This window comes from Rhizobium sp. TAL182, assembly GCF_002117725.1.
In the GTDB taxonomy this organism is placed as follows: Bacteria; Pseudomonadota; Alphaproteobacteria; order Rhizobiales; family Rhizobiaceae; genus Rhizobium; species Rhizobium esperanzae.
Map to the genome: position 1 here is coordinate 129,240 of NZ_CP021025.1, position 21,002 is coordinate 150,241.

Below are 21,002 nucleotides of genomic sequence, written 5' to 3' on the forward strand. Positions count from 1 at the left end.
TCAATCCTCGATCAAGGGCTTGGCGACAAGCGTGCCATAGTTGAAGACGCGCAGATAAAGCAGCGACAGCACCACGCCGATGACGACGAGCACCAGCGCCATGGCGGCACCCAGCCCGTATTCGAGATTGCCGGCATAGTTTCTGAGCGCGGTGTGATAGGCGGAGAGCGCCCAGACCTCGGTCGCGTTGCCCGGCCCGCCATTGGTGGCGAGCAGGATTTCATTGAAGGAGGCGAGCAGCGACAGCGTCTGATAGCAGGTGACGAAGAGGATCGGCCAGCGCATCTGGGGCAGGATGATGTAGCGGATCTGCTGCCAGCGTGAGGCGCCGTCGACCTCGCTCGCATAGAACTGGCTCTTCGGGATGGCCTTCATCGCCGACGAGAACACCAGCATGCCCATGGAGGCGCCGATGAAGCCGTTGATCAGCACGACGAAGAACCAGGCATTATAGGCGGTATCGAGCAGGTAGTTCTTGGGGGGGTAGCCGAACTTGCCCATCAGGATCGAAATGAAGCCGCTGTCCCAGGCGAGCCACTTCCACAGCATGACGTAGATGACGACGGGCGTGATGCGCGGCAGGAGCCAGATGCCGCGAAAGATCGAGGCCCGCGTCGGAGGCATGTAATGCGTCCAGATGGCAAGCAGCAGCGCATAACCGACGTTGAAGAGCATCAATACCAGCGCGACATAGAGCACGGTATTGAAAAGCACACGCGCCATGTCGGGCGAGCTGGCCATGCGAGAGAAATTGTCGGTCGTCCAGGTCCAGCCGGTATAGGTGGTCTTGGCGACGGTTTCCTTTTGCTCCGGCGTCAGCTTGAAACCCAGACCGTCCAGCGACGAAAACAGCTGTTCCTTGCTGTCGAAGCGCGTGTTGAGGACGGAGCGGTTGAACTGTTCGGAGATCTGCTTGACCTCGCGCGTCGAAGGCCGTTCGGTAAGATCCTTGATCATGCGTTCGACGTCGCGCCGCGTCGCAAAGACCTCGCCGGCGTGTTTGGCGCGCAACTCCGCCGCGATCGCAGGCGCAAGGCCGAGGCCCTCCACCGCCTTGAGGCCGGCTTCGTCGATCGTGTAGCGCGGCTCGGCCATCTCGGCGGCGATCTCCGGCATCGCCGATTTCAGCGTGATCAGCGAATTGGGTGCGATCTGATAGACGCCCCCTGAAATGCCGGTCGCCGTGGTCATGTTGGTCATGGAGAAGACCGCTGTCAGAACGACCGGCATCAGGAAAAAGAGCACGATCATGACCGCCGCAGGCGCGATCATCACCAGTCCGAGCGTTCTGGACGATTTCATGGAAGCCTCCTCGAAGGGATCGATCGGGCGGCGGGATCCCCGCCGCCCGGAGGGATGCTTCGATCTTAGCGGATGACGATCTTGTCGCCGAGCGTGCTTTTCAGCTCGCTTTCGGCATCGCCGATGGCGGCGTCGACGGTCTTGGCGCCGGTCCAGGAAGCTTCGAGGTTCTTCCACATGATGTTCCAATAGGTGCCGAAATCGGAATTGTTCGGCATGGCATTGGCATGCGGCAGCAGGCGTTCGGTGGCTTCGCGGGTCCACCGGTCAGCCGAGTAAAAATCCACTTCCGACTCCGCCTCCGAGATGCCGAGATGGGCTGACTTGACCGCATGCAACGCGTTGATGCGCGGCTCCGAGGCGATCGTGATCAGCTTGGCGGCGATATCGGTGTCCTCCTTGTCGTGACCTGCGGTCAGGAGGTAGACGAGCGGATGCGTCAGCGTGTTGGCCTTGCCGCCTTCGCCGGCCGGGATCAGCGTGAAGATCACGTTGCCGAAGAAATCCTTGAGGCCTTCCTGGTTGACGAGGCGGGCATAGTGCCAGGTGCCGCCGTCCCAGATGCCGGCCTTGCCAGTGGCGACTTCCTTCCACCACTGGTCGCCCGGCATTCCGATGTGGTTCTTCTTGGTGACGCCTGATTTAACGGCATCGGCGAAGAACTGGTAAGTGCGGGCCATCGCCGCCTTGTCGAAGACAAGCTTGCCGCCTTCTTCCATCGTGCCGCCGAAGCTGGTGTAGAACTGCCAGTAATCCGGGCCGTTGCTGGTGCGCGGATAAAAGCCGTAGCCGGGCTGGACGAGGCCCTTGTCCTGCATCTTCTTGGCGTCTTCGAGCAGGTTCTTCATCGTATACTTGCCGTCCTGCACGTTCTGCGGCAGGGCGTCGAGATCGGCGTCGCTGTAGCCGATCGCCTTCATATACGGCTTCCAGAAGAACATCGGCCGGGATTCGGCATCCTGCGGGATGCCGTAGACGGTGCCGTTGTAGGAGGCGATCTTCAGAAGATTTTCATAGATGCCGTTGAGCGGCCAGGAATCGAGGTCGACATAATCTTCGATCGGAACGATCAGGCCGGATTGCGACCAGGGTGCGATGTCCTCGTGGCCGCTGACGACGATGTTCGGAGCGGTCTTGGCTTCTGCGGCAAGGGTCAGCGCCTGTTTGAAGTCTTCCCAAGCGCTATACGGCTTCTTTTCGACGGTGATTTTCAGATCTTCGCCCTTGAGCGCGGCTTCGCGCTGCAGCTGCTGGGCCGCGATCTCGATGGCATCGAGACGATAGACGTCGTTCGGGCCGGTGCCGCCGGCCCAGACGCTGATTGTAACGTCCTTGGCGAGTGCGAATACGGAGGTCGAGGCCAGGATGGCAGCCGCGATCGTAAGGGATTTCAATGTCGGCAAAATGGTCATCTTCTTCATCTCCCCAGAAGAGCAGTGTGAGGCCTCTTTGACGGGTCATCACTGGTGTTGACGACCGCTTCGAGAGCCCGCGAAAACGTGACAAGTCCCGCTCTATGGGCTGAACGTAACGGCCGAATGACAAAATTGAGCACGTGTGCAAAATTATTATGACGATGTCCACGGCACTTGCAAGCGGCGGTGTTCGGCGGGCATCTTTTATGCTTCAAATTGCGCGTTTCCTGGTCTAGCATCGCACCTATGAGCCTTGAATCCGTCCGCGCCTTCCTCGGCACCCACGCACCCGACATCGAAATCATCGAAACCGCCGAGAGCTCCTCGACGGTGGCGCTTGCCGCCGAAGCCCATGGCGTCGAGCCCGCTCAGATCGCCAAGACGATCTGCCTGCGCGTCGGCGATCAGATGATGCTGGTTGTTGCCGGCGGTACGGCGCGGCTCGACAATCGCAAATTCAAGGATACTTTCGGGGCTAAGGGGCGCATGCTCGATGCCGAAGAGGTCGTGGCGGTCACCAGCCATCCTGTCGGCGGTGTCTGCCCGTTCGGCCTGCCCTCGCCGCTGCCGATCTATTGCGATATTTCGCTGAAACGCTTCGACGAAGTGGTGCCGGCGGCCGGCTCGACCAATTCGGCCGTGCGCATCGCCACAGGACGGCTTGCCGAGCTGACCGGCGCCAGCTGGGTCGATGTTTGTCAGTAAAACGGTCGAAAAACTTCAAACAGAGGAAAGACGACCTATATTCTATCCCGACATGCCGTGATTGTGCATGACAGGAGACCAGAAATGCCGAGTGCCGTTTCGCGTTTTGCCAAGATGGCGGCCATTGCCGTACTGACGAGCGCTACCGTTTTTGCCACGATCAGCGATGCCGATGCGCGCCGCGCCGGCGGCTTCGGCGGGTTCGGAAGCCGTGGGACCCGTACTTTCAGCGCGCCTCCGATTACCCGCACGGCGCCTGCCCCGGCTGCCCCCATTGAACGCTCGATGACGCCGCGCCCGCAAACGACCGCACCTTATGGCACGCAGCAGCCCGGCTACGCCCAGCAGCGCCCGGGTTTCTTCAACGGCTTCGGCCGTTCGATGATCGGCGGTCTGATCGCCGGCGGTCTCCTCGGCATGCTGCTTGGCCACGGTTTCGGCGGCGGCTTCGGCTTCCTCGGCATGCTGCTGCAGATCGCTCTGATCGGCGGCACCATCATGCTCGCCATGCGTTATTTCGCCAACCGCCGCCAGCCTTCTTACGGCGTCGGCGGTCAGAACCGGTCTTACGGCCAGTCCTTCAACATGTCGCCCACCAACAATTCGTCGTTCCAGATCCCGGCGATCGGCTCGGGCGCCGGTTACGGCGAACCGTCGCGCGGCAATCGCCCGAGCGACGAGATCGGGCTGGCTCAGGCTGATCTCGACCAGTTCGAGGAGTTGCTGACGAGCGTGCAGACCGCTTACGGCGCCGAAGATTACGGCGCATTGCGCCGGCTGACGACGCCCGAGGCAATGTCCTACCTTGCCGAGGAACTGGGAGAAAACGCCACCAACGGCGTGCGCAACCGTGTCTCCGACGTCAAGCTGCTGCAGGGCGATATTGCCGAAGCCTGGCGCGAGAACGGCCAGGACTATGCGACGCTCGCCATGCGCTATTCCTCGATCGATGCGATGGTCGAACGCGATAGCGGTCGCGTCGTTTCCGGCGACGACCGCCGTCCAAGCGAAAGCACCGAGATCTGGACCTTCGTGCGCAAGTCCGGCGCGGACTGGAAGCTCGCTGCGATCCAGGGCGCCGGCCAGCGCGCCGCTTAAAACAACGCCTCTGTTTGTGCCCCCCAAGCTGCCGGTCAGCTTGGGCGGCATTTTAGTTGACCGCGACCGGTTTTGAACGCATGCGAGAGACCGTCTCGCGTTCGGCGCGTTTGCAGCGCATCGGCGGCAGGCCGCGATCCATCAGGTCCATGTCCTCGAGCACCATATCGCCCATCTTCTTGAAGGCGCTGTCGAGCGCACCGGCCCGGTGTGCCGAGCGGATGAAGCCTTTCAGGCTGCGTACCGGATGATCAAGCGGCAGCGGCTCCTCAGGGTAGACGTCGCTTGCCGCGACGATATGGCCTGACGAAACGGCCGCCATCAATGCGTCGAAATCGACGACGTCGGCGCGGCTGAGCAGGATGAAGGCCGCGCCCCTGCGCATGCTGGAAAAGGCCTCGGCGCCGAGAAATCCCCTGTTTTCACTGGTGACGGCTGCGACGACAAAGACGAAATCGCTCTTCGTCAGCACATCTTCCAGGCTCGCGGGCTCGACGCCGCTTTCTTCGAGGATCGAGTGCGGCAGCCAGGGATCGAAGACCCGGATGCGCGCCCTGAAACCGGAAAGCACGCGGCGCAGCGCCTTGCCGAGATCACCGAAGCCGACGATGCCGATCTCGGAGCCGGCGATCAGCCGCGCGCTCGCATTGCCCTCCCCGCCCCAGAGCTCGCTGCCTTCGCGGAAGGCAACATCCGCATCGACGATGCCGCGCGCCAGGGCCAGCGCAAAGCCGAGACCGATTTCGGCCACCGGCTCGGCGAAAACCTGGCCCGTCGTCACGACATGAATGCCGCGCTGGAAGAGCACGTCATAGGGCATGTTGTTGAGAAGGTTGCTCTCGACGTTGAGGATCGAGCGTAGAGCCGGCATTCTGGCGAGCGTTTCCGCAGAGAGCGGCGGCTGACCGATCACATAGCGCGCTCTGCCGAGGATCCCGTCGCCAAGCCCGGCGATGTTCTCCGGATCGGCTTCGACAACCTCGTATTTCGCATGCAGTTCGACGCGTGCCTTATCGCTGAAGAGCAGATCGAGCGTGCGCGGCTCGGGCGCGCTGATCGCCAGCGGCCGTTCGGTATTTGTCATCGGCATCTCCTCCGTCGCAGGCGGCTTGTGTTGCCTCGGCTGGAGAATTGATAACCTCCGGCCGCGGCCGTTTCCAGTTGGCGGAGGAGAAATTGGAGAGCAAACCTTTGATCGTCGCTGATCATGAGTGGCCGACGCAATTGAAAGCGGCATTTGCCTATCAGATAAGCAATTGAATTCTCACGCTATTCATGGTTTCTCTGTTGACGGTTCGAACTGCCTGAATTAGCTTGAGGCATCCAATTTGGGCGCCTCGCCGCGGCAGGAAGTCGAAGCAAAGGAAACGAACCATGAAGTCAATACTTAAAAGCGGCCTGCTTGCCTTGGCTGCCGCAGCGCTACCGGCTGTCGCTTCCGCCCATCCTGCCGTCGGTGACGCTGCCGGCTTCGGTCATGGCTTTGCTCATCCGATGTCCGGCCTCGATCATGTCCTTGCCATGGTGATGGTCGGTGTGGTTGCTTTCCAGCTCGGCGGCCGCGCCATCTGGCTCTTGCCGCTGACCTTCGTCTCGATGATGGCGTTTGGCGGTGCTCTCGGCGTTGCCGGCGTTGATCTTCCCTTCGTTGAGACAGGCATTGCGCTTTCCGTCGTCGTTCTGGGGGGCATGATTGCAATCAATGTCAGGGCGCCGCTCGCCGCGGCGTTCGGCATGGCAGGCCTCTTCGCCATTTTTCATGGCCATGCGCACGGCGCCGAAATGCCGGAGGATGCTGCCGGCGCCGCCTATGCCGCCGGCTTCATGATGGCAACCGGACTGCTGCATGGCGCCGGCCTCGCGCTTGGCTACGTGATCGGCCACGCCGGCGAGCGCCAAGGCGTTTTCGTCACGCGGGCGGCCGGCGGCCTTGCCGCTATCTCGGGACTGGGCATCCTGGCCGGTCTGATCTGATCTGTCCGCATCTCGGCAGGAAGCCGATACGCAGCTGACGCACCTCGCTCAGACAATTACGCTCGGCATGCGCGACGCAATGCCGAGCATAGTTTTGCATTATTGCGATGACGAACCGCAGGCTTGCGCCGCGTAATCCGCTACGGTCAATCCGACGCGTGAATTGACAATATCCAAATTGACGCAGGGCGCCTCTTGCTGATTGTCGCCGGGAGGTAAAACTCTGTATAGTGATTTCAGAAATTTCTGAAATCACAGACGCAACGGAAATTGTCATGAACCTTCCGCCTCTCGTTCAGTCCTTTGTGCTCCATTTCGGCGAAATGGGATCGCGCTGGGGGATCAATCGTACGGTGGGCCAGATCTATGCCCTGCTATTCGTCTCCCCCGCGCCGCTCTGCGCCGAGGAGATCGCCGATTCCCTCAGCATCTCGCGCTCCAATGTGTCGATGAGCCTGCGCGAGCTGCAGGCCTGGAACCTCGTCCTTCTCAAACACAAGCCGGACGATCGCCGCGATTTCTTCACCACACCCGATGATGTCTGGCAGATATTGAGGACGCTTGCCGAGGAGCGGAAGAAGCGGGAGGTCGACCCGACGCTGTCGGTTCTGCGAGAAATCCTGATGCAGCGCCCGGCAAGCGAAACCGAGCGCTATGCGCAGGAGCGCATGGGCGAGATGCATACGCTGATCGAACAGCTGACGCATTGGTATGAAGACGTAAAACAACTTGAAACAGAAAGGCTCGCAACGCTACTCTCGCTGGGCGCGAAAGTGACGAAGCTTCTGGAGGCCAAGGACCGGGTCATCTCGCTCGGGCGCAGCCGCCGGCCGAATCCTGCGAACAAGAGTTAGCGGCATGGGCACTGCTTTCTTCGACGCGACAAACGAAGCAGATGGACGGCCGAGGGCTGGAGAGGTCGCGCCGCCACACGCCGATGCGGGCAAAGGCCGGCTGCGCAATGCGGCGATGCTGCAGGCGCTGGCCGCCGCCATCTGGATCCCACAGGCTGCGCTGCTGGCCGTCTCCGTCGGCTGGATCGCCGATGACGGCGGGCTGCATGACGTTCTCTGGCCGGCCTTCGGCATCCTCGTTTTCGGATTGGTAAGAAGCGGTCTTGACGCGGCTGGCGGTCGCATGGCCTTTTGCGCCGCACGGAGCGACCTCAGCCGGAAGCGGCAGGCCGCAGCCGCTTCCCTCTCTCTGTCGTCGCCGGTCGACCGCCGCCGTCCGGCATCCGGCAAGGCCGCGAGCGTCATCGGCGAACAGGCCGAACTCATCGTGCCCTATCTCGCCCGCTTCCAGCCGGCGCGTGTGAAAGCGAGCCTTGTGCCGCTCGTCATTCTTGTCTTTATCCTCCCCGTCTCTTGGATCGCCGCGCTGGTCCTGCTGTTTGCGGCGCCGCTGATTCCGATCTTCATGGCGCTGATCGGTTGGCGTGCCCAGGCGGCCAGCGCAAAACAGCTCGTCGCGACCGGCGGTCTCAACGGCTTCCTGCTCGACCGCCTGCGCGGACTGACGACGATCCGTGCGCTGGACGCGGTCGATACAACGGCCCTGCGGCTGCGTCGCGAGGCGAAATCGCTGCGCGCGCGCACCATGTCCGTGCTGAAGATCGCCTTTCTGTCCTCCGCCGTGCTCGAGCTTTTCGCAGCGCTCGGCGTGGCTATGGTTGCCGTCTATGTCGGCTTCAGCCTGCTCGGCGAAATCCGTTTCGGCACTTGGACAGGACGGCTCGACCTGACAGAGGGACTGTTCGTGCTGCTGCTGGCGCCGGCCTTCTTCGAGCCGCTGCGCGAACTCTCGGCCGTCTGGCACGACCGGGCGGCCGGCGAAGCGGCGCTGAAAGCCCTGGACGCGCTTGCCGCCGAACGTCTGTCCATTCGGGGGTCGGCCGAACCGGCGGCTCTCGCCAGCACCGAGGCGCCCGCCATCCGACTTGAGAATCTCGCCTTTGGTTATGGCGCCGACGGGCCGCTTGTTCTCGACGGGTTCAATCTCGATATCGCCGCCGGCGAACATCTGGCGCTGCTTGGTGTCAGCGGCTCCGGCAAGTCAACGCTTCTTTCGCTGATATCGGGACTGGCGCCCTGCGTCGGCGGTCGCATCGTCATCGGCGGCGTCGAACTCGGAGATGACACCGCCGCCACGCTGCGGGGCGCGATGGCTTGGATCGGCCAAAAGCCGCATATCTTTGCCGGTACCATCGCAGGCAATATCGCACTCGGCAGGCCCGGTATCTCACCTGGTGACGTGGCGGACGCGCTTGCCGCCGCCAAGCTCGGAAAGGTTGCGGACGCCTATGGCAGCCGGCCGCTCGGCGAAGGCGGGATCGGGCTTTCCGGCGGCGAGGCGCTGCGGCTTGCGATCGCGCGTGCTGCCTGCAATCCGGATCTGAAGATCATCCTGGCCGACGAGCCGACCGCCCATCTCGACGCCGACACGGCGGCTGATGTGACCGAGAGCCTGCTTGCGCTTGGGCGGGGTCGTACCCTTATCGTCGCGACACATGATCCGCTGCTCGCCGCCCGCATGCATCGCGCCATCCGCATCGCTGCCGATTTCGCCATGAGGGAGGCGGCCGAATGAGCTTCTTTGTTGCAGACATCAAGCCGATCCTTCGTCTGTTTTTCGCCGAACGCCGGAGCACGCTGTTCGTCGGCGCCGTGCTTTCGGCGGCAACTGTGACGGCAGGGATCGCGTTGCTCGGACTCTCCGGCTGGTTCATCACCGCCACCGCCCTTACCGGGCTATCGGCCGCGGCCGCCGTGACCTTCGACGTTTTTGCGCCGGCCGCCGGCATCCGCCTGCTCGCCATCGTCAGGACCGCGGCACGCTATGGCGAGAGGCTTACGACCCATGATGCAACACTCGGCGTGCTTGCCGCGCTGCGCGAGAGGCTGTTTCGCGGCTTTGCCGAACCGGGTGCTGCCCGCGCTCTCTTGCACCGCCCCGCGCGGTTGCTGTTCCGGCTGACGGCCGATATCGATGCGCTCGATTCCCTCTATCTGCGCATTCTAGTGCCGGCTGCTGTCGCGATCGGCGCAACACTGGCTGCGAGCGTGGTGCTGGGCCTGATGCATGCCCTGTTCGGCCTGTGTTTCGGCCTCTTTCTCGCCGCCGCCGGCCTTGGCCTGCCATTGATCGCGGGCCGTGTTGCGCGCAAACCCGCCCGCAGGCGCGCCCATGGCATCGAGGCGCTGCGGTCGCGGACGATCGATCTCGTCGCCGGCCAGACCGACCTGCTGATGGCCGGTCGGCTTGAGGCACAGACGAGCGCGATCGCTGCCGCCGACAGCTATGCCGCTCGTGCCGATGATCGGCTGAACCGCGTCGAAACCGGTCTGACATTCGGCTTCGGCATCGTCTCCACCCTGCTGCTGACGGCATCGCTGCTTGCCGTCGCAGCCCTTGCGGAAACGAAGGCGATTAGCGCGCCTGTCGCAGCCCTCGGCCTGCTCGTCGCCTTTGCGGCGGTCGAACCCTTCGCGGCGCTCCGCCGCGGCGCTTTGGAACTCGGGCGGACGCTGCTGGCCGCAAGACGCATCGCACCGCGGCTTGCCGTCGCTGATGAGACCCAACCGCCAGCGACGCCGCTGCCGGGTCACGCCTTTTGCCTGGCCGGCGTGTCCGCCTTCCATGAGAATTCCGCCGTGCCGGCGCTGGAGGACATCGACCTGGTGCTCGAGCAGGGCGAACGCCTTGCCGTCATCGGCAGCAGCGGCGCCGGCAAGTCGAGCCTGCTCGCTCTGCTTTCCCGCGAGTTGCCGGCAAGCAAAGGATGCGTCGCCGCGATGAGGGCGACCCTGCTGACGCAACGGACTGAACTCTTCGAGGATAGCCTGCGCGGCAATCTTCTTCTTGCGAACCCGGATGCGAGCGAGGCCCGCCTTCGCGAAGCGCTCGCCGCCGCCGGCCTGCTTGCCGCAATCGAGGCCATGCCACAGGGGGTCGACACAAGGCTCGGCGAGGGTGGGCTTGGACTTTCGGGCGGCCAGTCGCGCCGGCTAGCGCTTGCCCGGCTCTTCCTGCGCGACACGCCGCTCTGGCTGCTCGACGAGCCGACCGAAGGCCTCGATGGCGCCACCGCCCGCGATGTGCTCTCACGGCTGTCGTTAATGGCGGCAGGCCGCTCGCTGGTGATCGCAACGCATATCCGCCGCGAGGCTGCGGTTGCCGACCGCGTCGCCGTCATTGAAGGCGGCCGTATTTCGGAAATTTCGCGCCGTGGGGAGACGGCGTTCGAAAAGGCGCTCGACCGGCTTCGGTCGGACTGAGCAAGACCCGCATGCCCTCACGCGCCGGCCGGCGCTGAGGAACGCTCCATACCCCGTGGGACCGTGGGAGAAAGACAATGGAACTAGATATCGTAGCACTTTCACGCTTCCAATTTGCGCTGACGGCGCTTTACCACTTCCTGTTCGTGCCGCTGACGCTTGGCCTATCCGTGCTGCTCGCGATCATGGAAACCGTCTATGTCATGACCGGTCGTCAGATCTGGCGGCAGATGACAAAATTCTGGGGCACGCTGTTCGGCATCAATTTCGTGCTCGGCGTGGCCACCGGCATCGTCATGGAATTCCAATTCGGCATGAACTGGAGCTATTACAGCTATTATGTCGGCGACATCTTCGGCGCGCCGCTGGCGATCGAGGGTCTGATGGCCTTCTTCCTCGAGGCGACCTTCGTCGGGCTGTTCTTCTTCGGCTGGGACAAGCTGTCGAAGGTCGGCCATCTCGTCGCCACCTGGGCTGTGGCGCTCGGCTCGAATTTTTCCGCCCTCTGGATTCTCATCGCCAATGGCTGGATGCAGAACCCGGTGGGATCGGCGCTCAATCCGCAGACGATGCGCATGGAGATCACAAGCTTCTTCGACGTCGTCTTCAACCCGGTCGCCCAGGCAAAATTCGTCCACACGGTCTCGGCGGGTTATGTCTGTGCTTCGATCTTCGTGCTCGGCGTCTCGGCCTGGTATGTCCTCAAGGGTCGGCATATCGAACTGGCCAAGCGTTCGATGACGGTCGCCGCCTCCTTCGGCCTTGCCTCGGCGCTGTCCGTCGTCGTGCTCGGTGACGAGAGCGGTTATCTCGCAACCGAAAATCAGAAGATGAAGCTCGCCGCGATCGAAGGCATGTGGAAGACGGAGCCGGCTCCGGCAGCCTTCACCGCGTTCGGCTTTCCGGATCAGGAAGCGCGCGAAACACATTTCGCTGTGCATATCCCGTGGGTCATGGGTTTGATCGGCACACGATCGCTGACGACGGAAATCCCCGGCATCGACAAGCTCGAACAGCAAGCCGAAGCCCGCATCCGCGGCGGCATCAGAGCTTACGACGCTCTGATGCAGATCCGCGCAGCGCCGACGCAGGATCAGGTTGCGCGGGAAGTGCGCACCTCCTTCGAGGATCTCGGCCATGATCTCGGCTACGCGCTTCTGCTGAAGCGTTATGTCGACGATCCCCGCCAGGCGACCGACGCTCAGATCGTTCAGGCGGCGCGTGATACGATCCCGCATGTGCCGACGCTCTTCTGGTCCTTCCGCATCATGGTTGGGCTCGGCGTCTTCTTCATCCTGCTGACATCAACCTTCTTCTGGCTGTCGGCGCGGCGCCATCTCGACAAATATCCGCTGCTGCTGCGGATTGCCGTGCTGGCGATCCCGCTTCCCTGGGTCGCCATCGAGCTCGGCTGGGTCGTCGCCGAATTCGGCCGCCAGCCCTGGGTGATCGAAGGCGTGCTGCCGACGGCGGCAGCCGTCTCCAGCCTCGGCGCCGGCACCGTGCTTCTGACGATCATCGGTTTTGCCGCGCTCTACACGGTGCTGATCGTCATCGAGATGAGCCTGATGATCAAGGCGATCCGCCAGGGACCGGAACCGGACGACGAGCCGGAAGCCGTCCTGATTTCCGAAACCCTCGTCCCGGCCGCGGAGTGACCTGCCATGATTCTCCATGAACTCCTCGATTATGAAACCCTGCGCATCATCTGGTGGCTGCTGCTCGGCGTCTTGCTGATCGCCTTTGCGACAACCGGCGGATTCGACCTCGGCGTCGGCACGCTGTTGCCTTTCGTCGCCAGGACCGATACGGAACGGCGCGTCGCGATCAACACCATCGGCGCCACCTGGGAAGGCAACCAGGTCTGGCTGATCCTCGGCGGCGGCGCCATCTTCGCCGCCTGGCCACCGCTCTATGCGGTCTCCTTCTCGGGCTTCTATCTCGCGATGTTTGCGATCCTCTTCGCGCTTATCCTGCGACCGGTCGGTTTCAAATACCGGTCGAAACGGGAAAGCGCCGCCTGGCGCAACGGCTGGGATTGGGCGCTCTTCGTCGGCGGCTTCGTGCCGGCGCTGATCTTCGGCGTTGCCGTCGGCAACGTGCTGCTGGGCGTGCCCTTCCGCTTTGCCGACGACATGCGGATCTTCTACGAAGGCTCGTTCTTTGCTCTGCTCAACCCCTATGCTTTGCTCTGCGGCTTGCTCTCCGTCGCCATGCTGACGATGCACGGCGCGGCCTGGCTGGTGCTGAAGGCGAGCGGCCCGGTTGCGGAGCGCGCCAGAAGGTATGGCAGCATCGCCGCCCTTGCCGCCATCGTGCTCTTTGCCCTTGGCGGCCTCTTCCTGTGGACTGGCGTTGGCGGCTATCGCGTTACCAGCGATATCAGCCCGATCGGCCCTTCCAATCCACTCCTGAAGATGGTGGTGCTCGAGCATGGCGCATGGCTTGCCAATTACACCGCCCATTCCTGGATGATCGTCGCGCCCGTTCTCGGCTTCGTCGGCGCGGCATTGGCTTTCATCGCGATGCGGGCGAGACGCGAGGTGATGACGCTGCTCTTCAGCAAACTCGCGATCTTTGGCATCATCTCGACGGTCGGCCTGTCGATGTTCCCGTTCATCCTGCCCTCCTCACTCGATCCGCGATCGAGCCTGACGGTCTGGGATGCGTCCTCCAGCCATATGACGCTGTTCATCATGCTGGTGGTGTCGGCGATCTTCCTGCCGATCATCTTTGCCTACACGGCCTGGGTCTACAAGGTTTTGTGGGGCAAGGTCGATGAGAAATCCGTCACCGACAAAAACAGCCACGCTTACTGAGGGAAACGAAAAGATGTGGTATTTCGCATGGATCCTGGGCCTGCCGCTGGCAGCCGCCTTCGCCGTCCTCAACGCCATGTGGTACGAGCTCATGGACGACGCAGCCGGAAAGAAGGCGTCGCAGACGCGCAAGTAGATATGGAAAGGGCGCGGTGCGAAGCCGCGCCCTTTCCCTCGTTCATCAGCCTTCCAGCCACTTCACCTGATCGGGTGTCAGCTTGATATCGAGGGCCGAGAGGCTGTCCTCCAATTCGGCGATGGTGCGCGGCCCGATCAATGGAATGACCGGGAAAGGCTGGGCGATCACGTAGGCGAGCGCGATGTGGATCGGATTGCGGCCGAGCTTGTTGGCGAGTTCGATGGCGCGGTCGCGGCGCCCGAAATTCCGCTCGGAATACCAGACGCGCACGATCTCCTCGTCATCGCGCTTGTCGCGGCCGGCACGGTCTGTGAAGAAGCCGCGGCCCTGGCTCGACCATGCGAAGTTAGGGATCTGCTTCTCGTTCAGCCATTTCTTCCAGTCGTCATCGGATGCCGCGACGCAGCCGGCCCAGATCGGGTCGAGCATCTCGGCGAGCGAAAAGTTGTTGGAGAGTGCCGCCGGTGCCGTCTTGCCAGTCTTTTCGGCATAGGCGATCGCCTCGTCGAAACGAGCGCGTGTCCAGTTCGACCCGCCGAAAATGCCGCGGATGCGGCCGCGCTTGACTTCGGCATCCATCGCATCGACGAACTCGCCGACTGGAACGTCGGTATTGTCGCGATGCATGAAATAGACATCGACATAGTCTGTCTTCAGCCGGGCGAGCGACTGGTCGAGCTGCTTGGCGATCATATCGGGATAGCAGAGCGGCGAATGCGCGCCCTTGCCAATCAGCACGATCTCCTCACGCGGAACCTTGCGGCTGGTGTGCCAGTCGCCGAAAATCGCCTCCGTCTTTCCGGCGCCATAGACAAAGGCTGTATCGAAGGCATTGCCGCCGGCCTCGTAGAAGGCATCTAGCGTCAGCGAGGCGGCGGCGAAATTCGGGAAGAATTCGAAGCCGAGCGTGACGACCGAGGCCGGCTTGGAGATACCGGGTATCTCACGGCGCGGGATGGTGCTGCCGCGCGTGACCGCGCCGCCTGATATATTGGCCGTGCGCTTTGCGGCTTTCTCGACGCCGTATTCGAGGCCGACCGAGGCGCGCCATTGGTCGAGCACGCGCAGGTTTCCGATCGAATCCGCCCAGCTCATGCCAGGGGCGCTGAATTCGGTTCTGCCGGCGCGGATGGCATCGCCCGCCGCATCGGCTTCGAAGGAATAGAGCCAGCGATCTTCCTTGACCTCGACCGTTTCCTGTTTGCCGCCCTTGAAGATCTCGATCTTGCCGACGCCGCCCTTGTGACCGGAGGCGAACCAGAAGTCGGCGACTTCGATCCGGCCCTCGGAGCCGATGATGCGAAGCACGTTGTCCTGCTGTGCCATGATCGAGCAGGAGACTTCGGCGATGATCTCGTTGGGGAACTTCAGCACCGCGGAAGCCCATTCGTCGACGCCGCTCTCTCCGAGATGGGCGACGCCCGAAACCTTTTCCGGTTCGAGGAAGGCCTTGCCTTCCTCAGCACCGGCGATCAGCCGCGCCATCGAAACCGGGTAACCGCCGACATCGAGGATGCCGCCGCCGGCGGTATCGTTGGCGAATAGCCGGTGCTCCGGCCGGTAGCTGCCCATATTGAAGCCGAAGCTGGAGCGAATGATACGCAGGGTACCGATGACGCCGCTCTTGATGAGTTCGACCAGCTTCTCCGTCTGCGGATGCACGCGGTACATGAAGGCTTCGCCGGCAAAGACGCCGGCCTTCTTGGCTTCGTAGTAAACGGCTTCAGCATCATAGGCCGAAAGCGCGATCGGCTTTTCCACCAGGATATGCTTGCCGGCGCGGGCGGCCTTGATCGCCCATTCGGCATGGCCGGTATGGGGAACAGAAATATAGACCGCATCAACCTCAGGGTCGGAAAGCAGCGCCTCATAGCCGTTGACGATGCGGGCGCCGGGGAAGTTTTCGGCAAGTCCCGGCTTGGAAGGATTGCGGGTGGCGATTGCCACCAGCTTGCCGGTGCGCGAATGGGCGACGCCATCGGCAAAGGTGCGGGCGATGGTGCCGGGGCCGATGATGCCCCAGCGGATCGGTTGATCGGAAGTCATGGAAACCTCTTTCGTCTTTCTGCCTTGGGAGGGGTTTAGCGAAGCCGTTTACCGGCGCCGTCGAAAAGGAATGTGTGGCGTGCGGGAAGGCCGACGGTCAGCGTCTCGCGATTGCCCGCGGTGCGCGATTCCGGCCGCTCGATGATCAGCTGCTCGCTGCCGATGGCGGCATAGATGTAGCTGGTATTGCCGAGATGCTCGGCGACGTCGATGGCGACTGTGAGATCGGCATCGCCCGCCCCTGCATCGGCGAAATGTTCGGGACGGATGCCGAGCGTCACCTTGTTGCCGGCTTCGACCGGTTCGGCGATGGGCAGCGGCAGTCGCGTCTCGGGGTTGCTTTCCAGCGCGATCACCGCCCTGCCCGGCTGCGCTTCGACCACCACGGCCTTCAGGAAATTCATCTTCGGCGAGCCGACGAAGCCGGCGACGAACTGGTTGGCGGGATCGTCGTAGAGATCGAGCGGCGCGCCGATCTGTTCGATATTGCCGGCGCGCAGCACAACGATCCTATCGGCCAGCGTCATCGCTTCCGTCTGGTCGTGAGTGACGTAGATCATCGTCGTGCCGAGCTGCTTGTGCAGCCTCGAGATCTCGACACGCATCTGCACGCGCAGTTCCGCGTCGAGGTTCGACAAAGGCTCGTCGAACAGGAAGACCTCGGGTTCACGCACGATCGCGCGGCCGATCGCGACGCGCTGGCGCTGGCCGCCGGAAAGCTGCTTCGGCCGCCGCTTCATCAGTTCGGTGATCTGCAGGATATCGGCGACATGGCTCACGCGCCGCTCGGTATCGGCCTTCGGGTTGCCGTTCATGCGCAAGCCGAAGCTCAAGTTTTCCTCGACCGTCAGGTGCGGATAGAGCGCATAGGACTGGAAGACCATGGCGATGCCGCGATCGGCCGGCTCGACGTCGTTGACGACCTTGCCTCCGATCCGAAGCTCGCCCGATGTAATATCCTCCAAGCCGGCGATCATCCTCAGCAGCGTGGACTTGCCACAGCCGGAAGGGCCGACGAAGACGACGAATTCGCCGTCCTTCACCTCCAGATTGGCGCCATGGATGATCTCAAAGCCGCCGAAGCGTTTGACGATGTTGGTCAATGAAAGCTCTGCCATTCGGCTTCCCCGATTACTTGATTGCGCCGGCCGCGATGCCGGCGATGAAATGGCGCTGGAGCGCCACGAAGACGACGAGAATCGGCGCCGTCAGCAGCACCGCGCCGGCCATGATGCCGCCCCAGGACACCTTGGTGAGGCCGATCAGCGTTCCCAGGGCCACCGGCGCCGTCATCATCCCCGGTCTGGAATTGATGAGCAGCGGCCAGAGGTAATTGTTCCACGAATGCAGGAAGAGAATGATCGCCAATGCCGCCATGGTCGGGCGCGCCAGCGGCAGGGCGATGCGCAGGAAGATCTGCCATTCCTTGACGCCTTCAACGCGGGCCGCATCGAAGAGCTCGCCCGGCATCATCGAGAAGGACTGCCGCATGAATAAGACGCCGAGGGAATTGAAGAGCGGCGGCACGATCAGTGCCACCCAGGTATTTGCCAGCTTGAACTCGCGCGCCACCATGATGAATTGCGGGATGACCACCACGGAGAACGGCAGCGTGATCGTGCCGAGGATGATGGCGATGACGACGGAGCGGCCGACGAAACGGTAACGTGCCAGCGCCCAGCCGGCCATCGACGTCAGCATCACCGAGAGCACGGTATAGATAAGCGCCACGCCGATGGAGATCACCATTGCGCCGACGAAATCGGTATCGGCCTGCAGATTTTTGAAATTCTCGACGAAGTTGGTCGATGGCCACAGCACGATCTCGGGATTGAAGATGCCGTTGTCGGGCATTGTCGAGAAGACGAACATCATCCACAGCGGAAACAGCCAGATCAGCGCCAGCGGCGCCAGCGCAGCGTGCAGCGCGATCTGACGGATGAGAAGGGATTGCGACTTGGATCTCATTTCGGGTCCCTCCCGATCCAGAGATTGAAAAGGGAGATCACCACGGCAAGAGCGGCCATCGTATAGGCGATCGCCGAGGCATAGCCGAAGTTCAGCGAGGTGAAACCCTGGCGGTAGAGGAAGAGGCCGAGTGTCTCCGTGCCGCCGCCCGGACCACCGCGATTGGTGATGAGGAAGGGCTCGGTAAAGAGCTGCATGGTGCCGATCACCGAGAGCACCACACAGAAGAGGATGATCGGTTTCAAGAGCGGCAGGGTGATGTGGAAGAATTGTTGTGTCTTGTTCACCCGGTCGAGCGTCGCGGCCTCATAGACATCGTCGGGGATGGCCTGCAGGCCGGCCAGGATGATGATGGCGTTATAGCCGGCCCAGCGCCATGTGACGGCGAGGATGATCACGCCCATCGCAGCATTGGCGTTGTCGAACCAGGAGATCGGACTGAAGCCGACCGCTGAAATCATCTTGTTGATGATGCCGAAATCGAGGCTGAACATCAGCCGGAACACGGCCGCATAAGCGACCTCGCCGACGACGACGGGGGCAAAGAAGGCGAAACGGAAAAGCGGGCGCGCTTTCAGGAGCGGCGAATTGAGCAGCACGGCCATGACGGTGGCGAGCGCGATCATCACAGGCACCTGGATCACCAGGATGATCAGCGTGTTGTACAGAGCGTTATAAAAGGCGGGGTCGTAGAAGAGCCGGCCCCAGTTGGCCTGGAAACTGTATTTCCACGGATTGATGCGGGTGTTCTGAAAGGAAATCAGGAACGAGTCGATGATCGGCCAGACCCAGAAGGTGGCGAAAACAAGCAGATAGGGGGCGAGGAACGCATAGGCGCTCCGGGTTCTGAACGGCATCGAGCCTCCTCCTCACGAACGAATGACGGACCGCGCTGCAGGCGGGTGAAATGCCGGGCGCGAGAAGCGCCCGGCATCGTCATTCATTGCGCGATCGGAAGTCCGGTTGCGGAAGCGATCTGTTTGGCGGCATCGTCGAGAGCCGCTTTCGCGTCGGGGTAGCCGCCGGCGAAGAATTTCGCCTGCGTTGCCTTGAAGATGCCTTCGGCATCACTCTGGAAGGCGGTGCCGCGGCTCGGCACGATCTTCGGCAGTGTCGCGAGGATGTCGGCCCAGACTTTCTGGCCGCCCCAATAGGGCTGCGCCTCGTTGACGAAAGGATCCTTTTCGGCAGAAAGCAGCGACGGCACCAGACCGAATTCCTTCAGCATGGTGACCTGTCCTTCATTCGTACCGAGGGCGTAATTGACGAATTTCCAGGCGGCTTCCTTGTTTGCGGAAGTTGCCGAAATGGCGAGCGAGGAACCGCCGAGGTTGGCGGCATGGGGACCATCGGCTGTCAGGCTCGGCATTCTGTAAACGCCCCACTTGCCCTTGAGGTCAGGCGATGTCGAGCGCACGGTGCCTTCATACCAGCCGCCATAGAGCTGGCTTGCGGCCTTGCCGGCGGTATTGGCCTGGATCTTCTCGTCCCAGTTGGCCGCCGTCAGCGTGCCGGCATCCTTCATCTCCTTCACCTTTTGCAGCGCGGCGACGCAGGCTGGCTGATTGATGGTGATGTTCTGGCCGTCGGTCGAGAAATAGCCGCAGCCCTGCTCGTTGGCGATCATGCGGAACCATTCGCTGTCGCCGTTGAAATCCGCCTGCGCCATGACGACGCCGGGATTGGCGGCAGAAATCTTCTTGCCGGCGGCGATGAAATCGTCCCAGGTGCTGATCGTGCTCGGATCGACGCCGGCCTTTTCGTACATGTCGCGGCGGTAGAAGACGGCGACGGGACCGGAATCCCACGGCATGGCATAGGCGACATCGCCGACCTCAAGTTCGGTGCGCTTGAAGTCGGGGAACTTCGCCTGGATATCGGCCGTGTAGCCGAGCTCCTTCAGATTGGCGAAGCAGTCCGGGAAACGGCTCCAGAAGATTTCAGCCTCGAAATTCTCAATGCTGACAATGTCGGGCAAGCCGTCGCCGCCGGCAGCGCAGGCCGCGAGCGTCTTGTCGAAGACCTGGCTGTTGCCAAGGTCTTCGACGGTGACCTTGATATCGGGGAACTGTTTGTTGAAGCCGGGAAGCGTGGATTTCAACGCCGATGCGGCGACATTCCAGCTCCAGATGGTGAGATTGGCCGACTCAGCGAAGGCGGAGCCGGAAGCAAGCAGTGCAAGAGCTGCGGTCGCAGCGAGAAGTTTGAAGCGCATTGAAAATCCTCCCTTTTCAATTGCCGATCTTTCACGAACGCGGTTAGACTATCCGCAAGGGAGCGGCTGTCTCCTAAAAAGGGAATATGGATTTGGCGGAAAGTAAGGTCAGCACGCGCGCAATCTATCAGCCCGGCGCAAGCAGCATTGAGGGTTCGCCGACGGCGCTGCAGATGTTCCACGCCCATCCGCCTGTCATGGTCATGCCGCACTGGCATGCGCAGGTCGAAGTCAATTATGTGATGCGCGGCAGCGTGCATTACCGCATGAGCGACCACGAATTCCGGCTGAACGCTGGGGAAATGTGCCTGTTCTGGGGCGGGCAGCCGCATCAGATGGACGAATCCTCGGATGATTCGCTCTATGCTGGCGCTCATCTGCCGCTCGTCTATTTCTTTCGGCTGCGCCTGCCCATCAGCATTTCAAGCCGGCTGATGAAGGGCGAGACGCTGCTGACCTCGGCAACGGATGCGGCCGACATCGACAACTTCGCCCGTTGGTTCCGCTATGCCAACTCAGGCGACGCCGCCAAGGCTCAGCATGCCGTCGACGAGCTGCTGCTGCGCATCGAGCGTATCGCATTCGAACCCTATTCGATGACGACATCGAAGACGACCGCCAGCCTGGAAGGCGATCAGCTTCATCCCAACTCCTCGCGCAGCGTCGCGCGCATTTGCGATTTCATCGCCGCCAATTTCCTGCAGGACATCGATTCGGTCGATATCGCCCGCGCCGCCGATCTGCATCCGAAATATGCCATGAATCTTTTCAAGCGATCGACCGGCATGACGCTCAGCAAATATGTGACGCTGCTCAGGCTGTCTCGCGCGCAGGCGATGCTGATGAGCGAAGGCGCCAACGTTCTGCAGGTGGCAATGGACAGCGGCTTCGGCTCGATCAGCGCCTTCAACAAATCCTTCCGCCACATCGCCGGGATGTCGCCGTCCGATTTCCGCCGCGACATCCGGCTGGTGACGACGATGCCCGCCGGCGCCTTCCGCAATTAACGCATGTTCCGCCTCATGGCCTGTCATATGCGGCTGA

The 21,002-nt window shown here is 62.3% G+C and carries 18 protein-coding genes; 10 read left to right on the forward strand and 8 right to left on the reverse strand.

Features of this window, described 5'->3' with window-relative positions:
• Entirely contained in the window at window positions 1–1,302 is a 1,302-nt protein-coding gene (locus Tal182_RS22840) for a sugar ABC transporter permease (protein ID WP_085861112.1), read from the reverse strand.
• Window positions 1,303–1,367: 65 nt separating this feature from the next.
• Window positions 1,368–2,714 carry an extracellular solute-binding protein gene (locus Tal182_RS22845; RefSeq protein ID WP_064806595.1) on the reverse strand — a complete coding sequence of 449 codons (1,347 nt, stop codon included), beginning with the start codon at window positions 2,712–2,714 and terminating at the stop codon, window positions 1,368–1,370.
• 249 nt (window positions 2,715–2,963) lie between these two features.
• Here Tal182_RS22845 and Tal182_RS22850 point away from each other — a divergent pair, with 249 nt between their 5' ends.
• Entirely contained in the window at window positions 2,964–3,422 is a 459-nt protein-coding gene (locus tag Tal182_RS22850; RefSeq protein ID WP_064812499.1) for a YbaK/EbsC family protein, read from the forward strand.
• A gap of 84 nt (window positions 3,423–3,506) precedes the next feature.
• Window positions 3,507–4,520, forward strand: coding sequence for a Tim44 domain-containing protein (locus tag Tal182_RS22855; protein ID WP_085861113.1), 1,014 nt, complete (start codon window positions 3,507–3,509; stop codon window positions 4,518–4,520).
• 52 nt (window positions 4,521–4,572) lie between these two features.
• Here Tal182_RS22855 and Tal182_RS22860 read toward each other — a convergent pair whose 3' ends face one another.
• Entirely contained in the window at window positions 4,573–5,604 is a 1,032-nt protein-coding gene (locus Tal182_RS22860; protein ID WP_085861114.1) for a hydroxyacid dehydrogenase, read from the reverse strand.
• 290 nt (window positions 5,605–5,894) lie between these two features.
• Between Tal182_RS22860 and Tal182_RS22865 the strand changes: the two genes are divergently transcribed.
• From Tal182_RS22865 to cydX, 7 genes are all read left to right on the forward strand, one after another.
• On the forward strand, window positions 5,895–6,494 hold the full coding sequence (locus Tal182_RS22865) for a HupE/UreJ family protein (RefSeq protein WP_064806600.1): 600 nt from the start codon (window positions 5,895–5,897) through the stop codon (window positions 6,492–6,494).
• A gap of 275 nt (window positions 6,495–6,769) precedes the next feature.
• Window positions 6,770–7,348, forward strand: coding sequence for a GbsR/MarR family transcriptional regulator (locus tag Tal182_RS22870; RefSeq protein WP_064806603.1), 579 nt, complete (start codon window positions 6,770–6,772; stop codon window positions 7,346–7,348).
• A 4-nt stretch (window positions 7,349–7,352) separates the two neighbouring features.
• The gene (gene cydD, locus Tal182_RS22875; protein ID WP_085861115.1) at window positions 7,353–9,083 is read left to right on the forward strand and encodes a thiol reductant ABC exporter subunit CydD; all 1,731 of its coding nucleotides are present in this window, start codon (window positions 7,353–7,355) and stop codon (window positions 9,081–9,083) included.
• Window positions 9,080–10,771 carry an amino acid ABC transporter ATP-binding/permease protein gene (locus Tal182_RS22880; protein ID WP_085861116.1) on the forward strand — a complete coding sequence of 564 codons (1,692 nt, stop codon included), beginning with the start codon at window positions 9,080–9,082 and terminating at the stop codon, window positions 10,769–10,771. Before cydD ends, Tal182_RS22880 begins: the two co-directional genes overlap by 4 nt.
• A gap of 77 nt (window positions 10,772–10,848) precedes the next feature.
• The gene (locus Tal182_RS22885) at window positions 10,849–12,429 is read left to right on the forward strand and encodes a cytochrome ubiquinol oxidase subunit I (RefSeq protein ID WP_085861117.1); all 1,581 of its coding nucleotides are present in this window, start codon (window positions 10,849–10,851) and stop codon (window positions 12,427–12,429) included.
• Window positions 12,430–12,435: 6 nt separating this feature from the next.
• Window positions 12,436–13,590, forward strand: a complete 1,155-nt coding sequence (cydB, locus tag Tal182_RS22890) for a cytochrome d ubiquinol oxidase subunit II (RefSeq protein ID WP_085861118.1) — start codon at window positions 12,436–12,438, stop codon at window positions 13,588–13,590.
• A 13-nt stretch (window positions 13,591–13,603) separates the two neighbouring features.
• Entirely contained in the window at window positions 13,604–13,726 is a 123-nt protein-coding gene (gene cydX, locus Tal182_RS22895) for a cytochrome bd-I oxidase subunit CydX (RefSeq protein ID WP_064806613.1), read from the forward strand.
• Window positions 13,727–13,771: 45 nt separating this feature from the next.
• Here the strand turns inward: cydX and Tal182_RS22900 are convergent, their stop codons facing one another.
• The 5 genes from Tal182_RS22900 to Tal182_RS22920 all read right to left on the reverse strand — a co-directional run bounded on the left by Tal182_RS22900 (window position 13,772) and on the right by Tal182_RS22920 (window position 19,958).
• Window positions 13,772–15,775 (reverse strand): aldo/keto reductase, encoded by a 2,004-nt coding sequence (locus Tal182_RS22900; protein WP_085861119.1) that lies wholly within the window; start codon window positions 15,773–15,775, stop codon window positions 13,772–13,774.
• Window positions 15,776–15,810: 35 nt separating this feature from the next.
• Complete coding sequence (gene ugpC / locus Tal182_RS22905; protein WP_085861120.1) at window positions 15,811–16,893, reverse strand: sn-glycerol-3-phosphate ABC transporter ATP-binding protein UgpC; 1,083 nt, start codon at window positions 16,891–16,893, stop codon at window positions 15,811–15,813.
• 13 nt (window positions 16,894–16,906) lie between these two features.
• Window positions 16,907–17,743 (reverse strand): carbohydrate ABC transporter permease, encoded by an 837-nt coding sequence (locus Tal182_RS22910; RefSeq protein WP_064806618.1) that lies wholly within the window; start codon window positions 17,741–17,743, stop codon window positions 16,907–16,909.
• Entirely contained in the window at window positions 17,740–18,600 is an 861-nt protein-coding gene (locus Tal182_RS22915; RefSeq protein ID WP_064806620.1) for a sugar ABC transporter permease, read from the reverse strand. The genes Tal182_RS22910 and Tal182_RS22915 overlap by 4 nt, the downstream gene beginning before the upstream one ends.
• An 83-nt stretch (window positions 18,601–18,683) precedes the next feature.
• The gene (locus tag Tal182_RS22920) at window positions 18,684–19,958 is read right to left on the reverse strand and encodes an extracellular solute-binding protein (RefSeq protein ID WP_064806621.1); all 1,275 of its coding nucleotides are present in this window, start codon (window positions 19,956–19,958) and stop codon (window positions 18,684–18,686) included.
• Window positions 19,959–20,044: 86 nt separating this feature from the next.
• Here Tal182_RS22920 and Tal182_RS22925 point away from each other — a divergent pair, with 86 nt between their 5' ends.
• Window positions 20,045–20,965: a helix-turn-helix domain-containing protein gene (locus Tal182_RS22925; protein WP_064806623.1), complete on the forward strand. Its 921-nt coding sequence runs from the start codon at window positions 20,045–20,047 to the stop codon at window positions 20,963–20,965.
• The last annotated feature ends 37 nt before the right edge of the window (window positions 20,966–21,002 follow it).

Coding starts and splice junctions, on each gene's coding strand:
- Tal182_RS22840 (WP_085861112.1), bottom strand. CDS start 1,302: ATGAAATCGTCCAGAACGCTCGGACTGGTGATGATCGCGCCTGCGGCG.
- Tal182_RS22845 (WP_064806595.1), bottom strand. CDS start 2,714: ATGACCATTTTGCCGACATTGAAATCCCTTACGATCGCGGCTGCCATC.
- Tal182_RS22850 (WP_064812499.1), top strand. CDS start 2,964: ATGAGCCTTGAATCCGTCCGCGCCTTCCTCGGCACCCACGCACCCGAC.
- Tal182_RS22855 (WP_085861113.1), top strand. CDS start 3,507: ATGCCGAGTGCCGTTTCGCGTTTTGCCAAGATGGCGGCCATTGCCGTA.
- Tal182_RS22860 (WP_085861114.1), bottom strand. CDS start 5,604: ATGACAAATACCGAACGGCCGCTGGCGATCAGCGCGCCCGAGCCGCGC.
- Tal182_RS22865 (WP_064806600.1), top strand. CDS start 5,895: ATGAAGTCAATACTTAAAAGCGGCCTGCTTGCCTTGGCTGCCGCAGCG.
- Tal182_RS22870 (WP_064806603.1), top strand. CDS start 6,770: ATGAACCTTCCGCCTCTCGTTCAGTCCTTTGTGCTCCATTTCGGCGAA.
- cydD (WP_085861115.1), top strand. CDS start 7,353: ATGGGCACTGCTTTCTTCGACGCGACAAACGAAGCAGATGGACGGCCG.
- Tal182_RS22880 (WP_085861116.1), top strand. CDS start 9,080: ATGAGCTTCTTTGTTGCAGACATCAAGCCGATCCTTCGTCTGTTTTTC.
- Tal182_RS22885 (WP_085861117.1), top strand. CDS start 10,849: ATGGAACTAGATATCGTAGCACTTTCACGCTTCCAATTTGCGCTGACG.
- cydB (WP_085861118.1), top strand. CDS start 12,436: ATGATTCTCCATGAACTCCTCGATTATGAAACCCTGCGCATCATCTGG.
- cydX (WP_064806613.1), top strand. CDS start 13,604: ATGTGGTATTTCGCATGGATCCTGGGCCTGCCGCTGGCAGCCGCCTTC.
- Tal182_RS22900 (WP_085861119.1), bottom strand. CDS start 15,775: ATGACTTCCGATCAACCGATCCGCTGGGGCATCATCGGCCCCGGCACC.
- ugpC (WP_085861120.1), bottom strand. CDS start 16,893: ATGGCAGAGCTTTCATTGACCAACATCGTCAAACGCTTCGGCGGCTTT.
- Tal182_RS22910 (WP_064806618.1), bottom strand. CDS start 17,743: ATGAGATCCAAGTCGCAATCCCTTCTCATCCGTCAGATCGCGCTGCAC.
- Tal182_RS22915 (WP_064806620.1), bottom strand. CDS start 18,600: ATGCCGTTCAGAACCCGGAGCGCCTATGCGTTCCTCGCCCCCTATCTG.
- Tal182_RS22920 (WP_064806621.1), bottom strand. CDS start 19,958: ATGCGCTTCAAACTTCTCGCTGCGACCGCAGCTCTTGCACTGCTTGCT.
- Tal182_RS22925 (WP_064806623.1), top strand. CDS start 20,045: ATGGATTTGGCGGAAAGTAAGGTCAGCACGCGCGCAATCTATCAGCCC.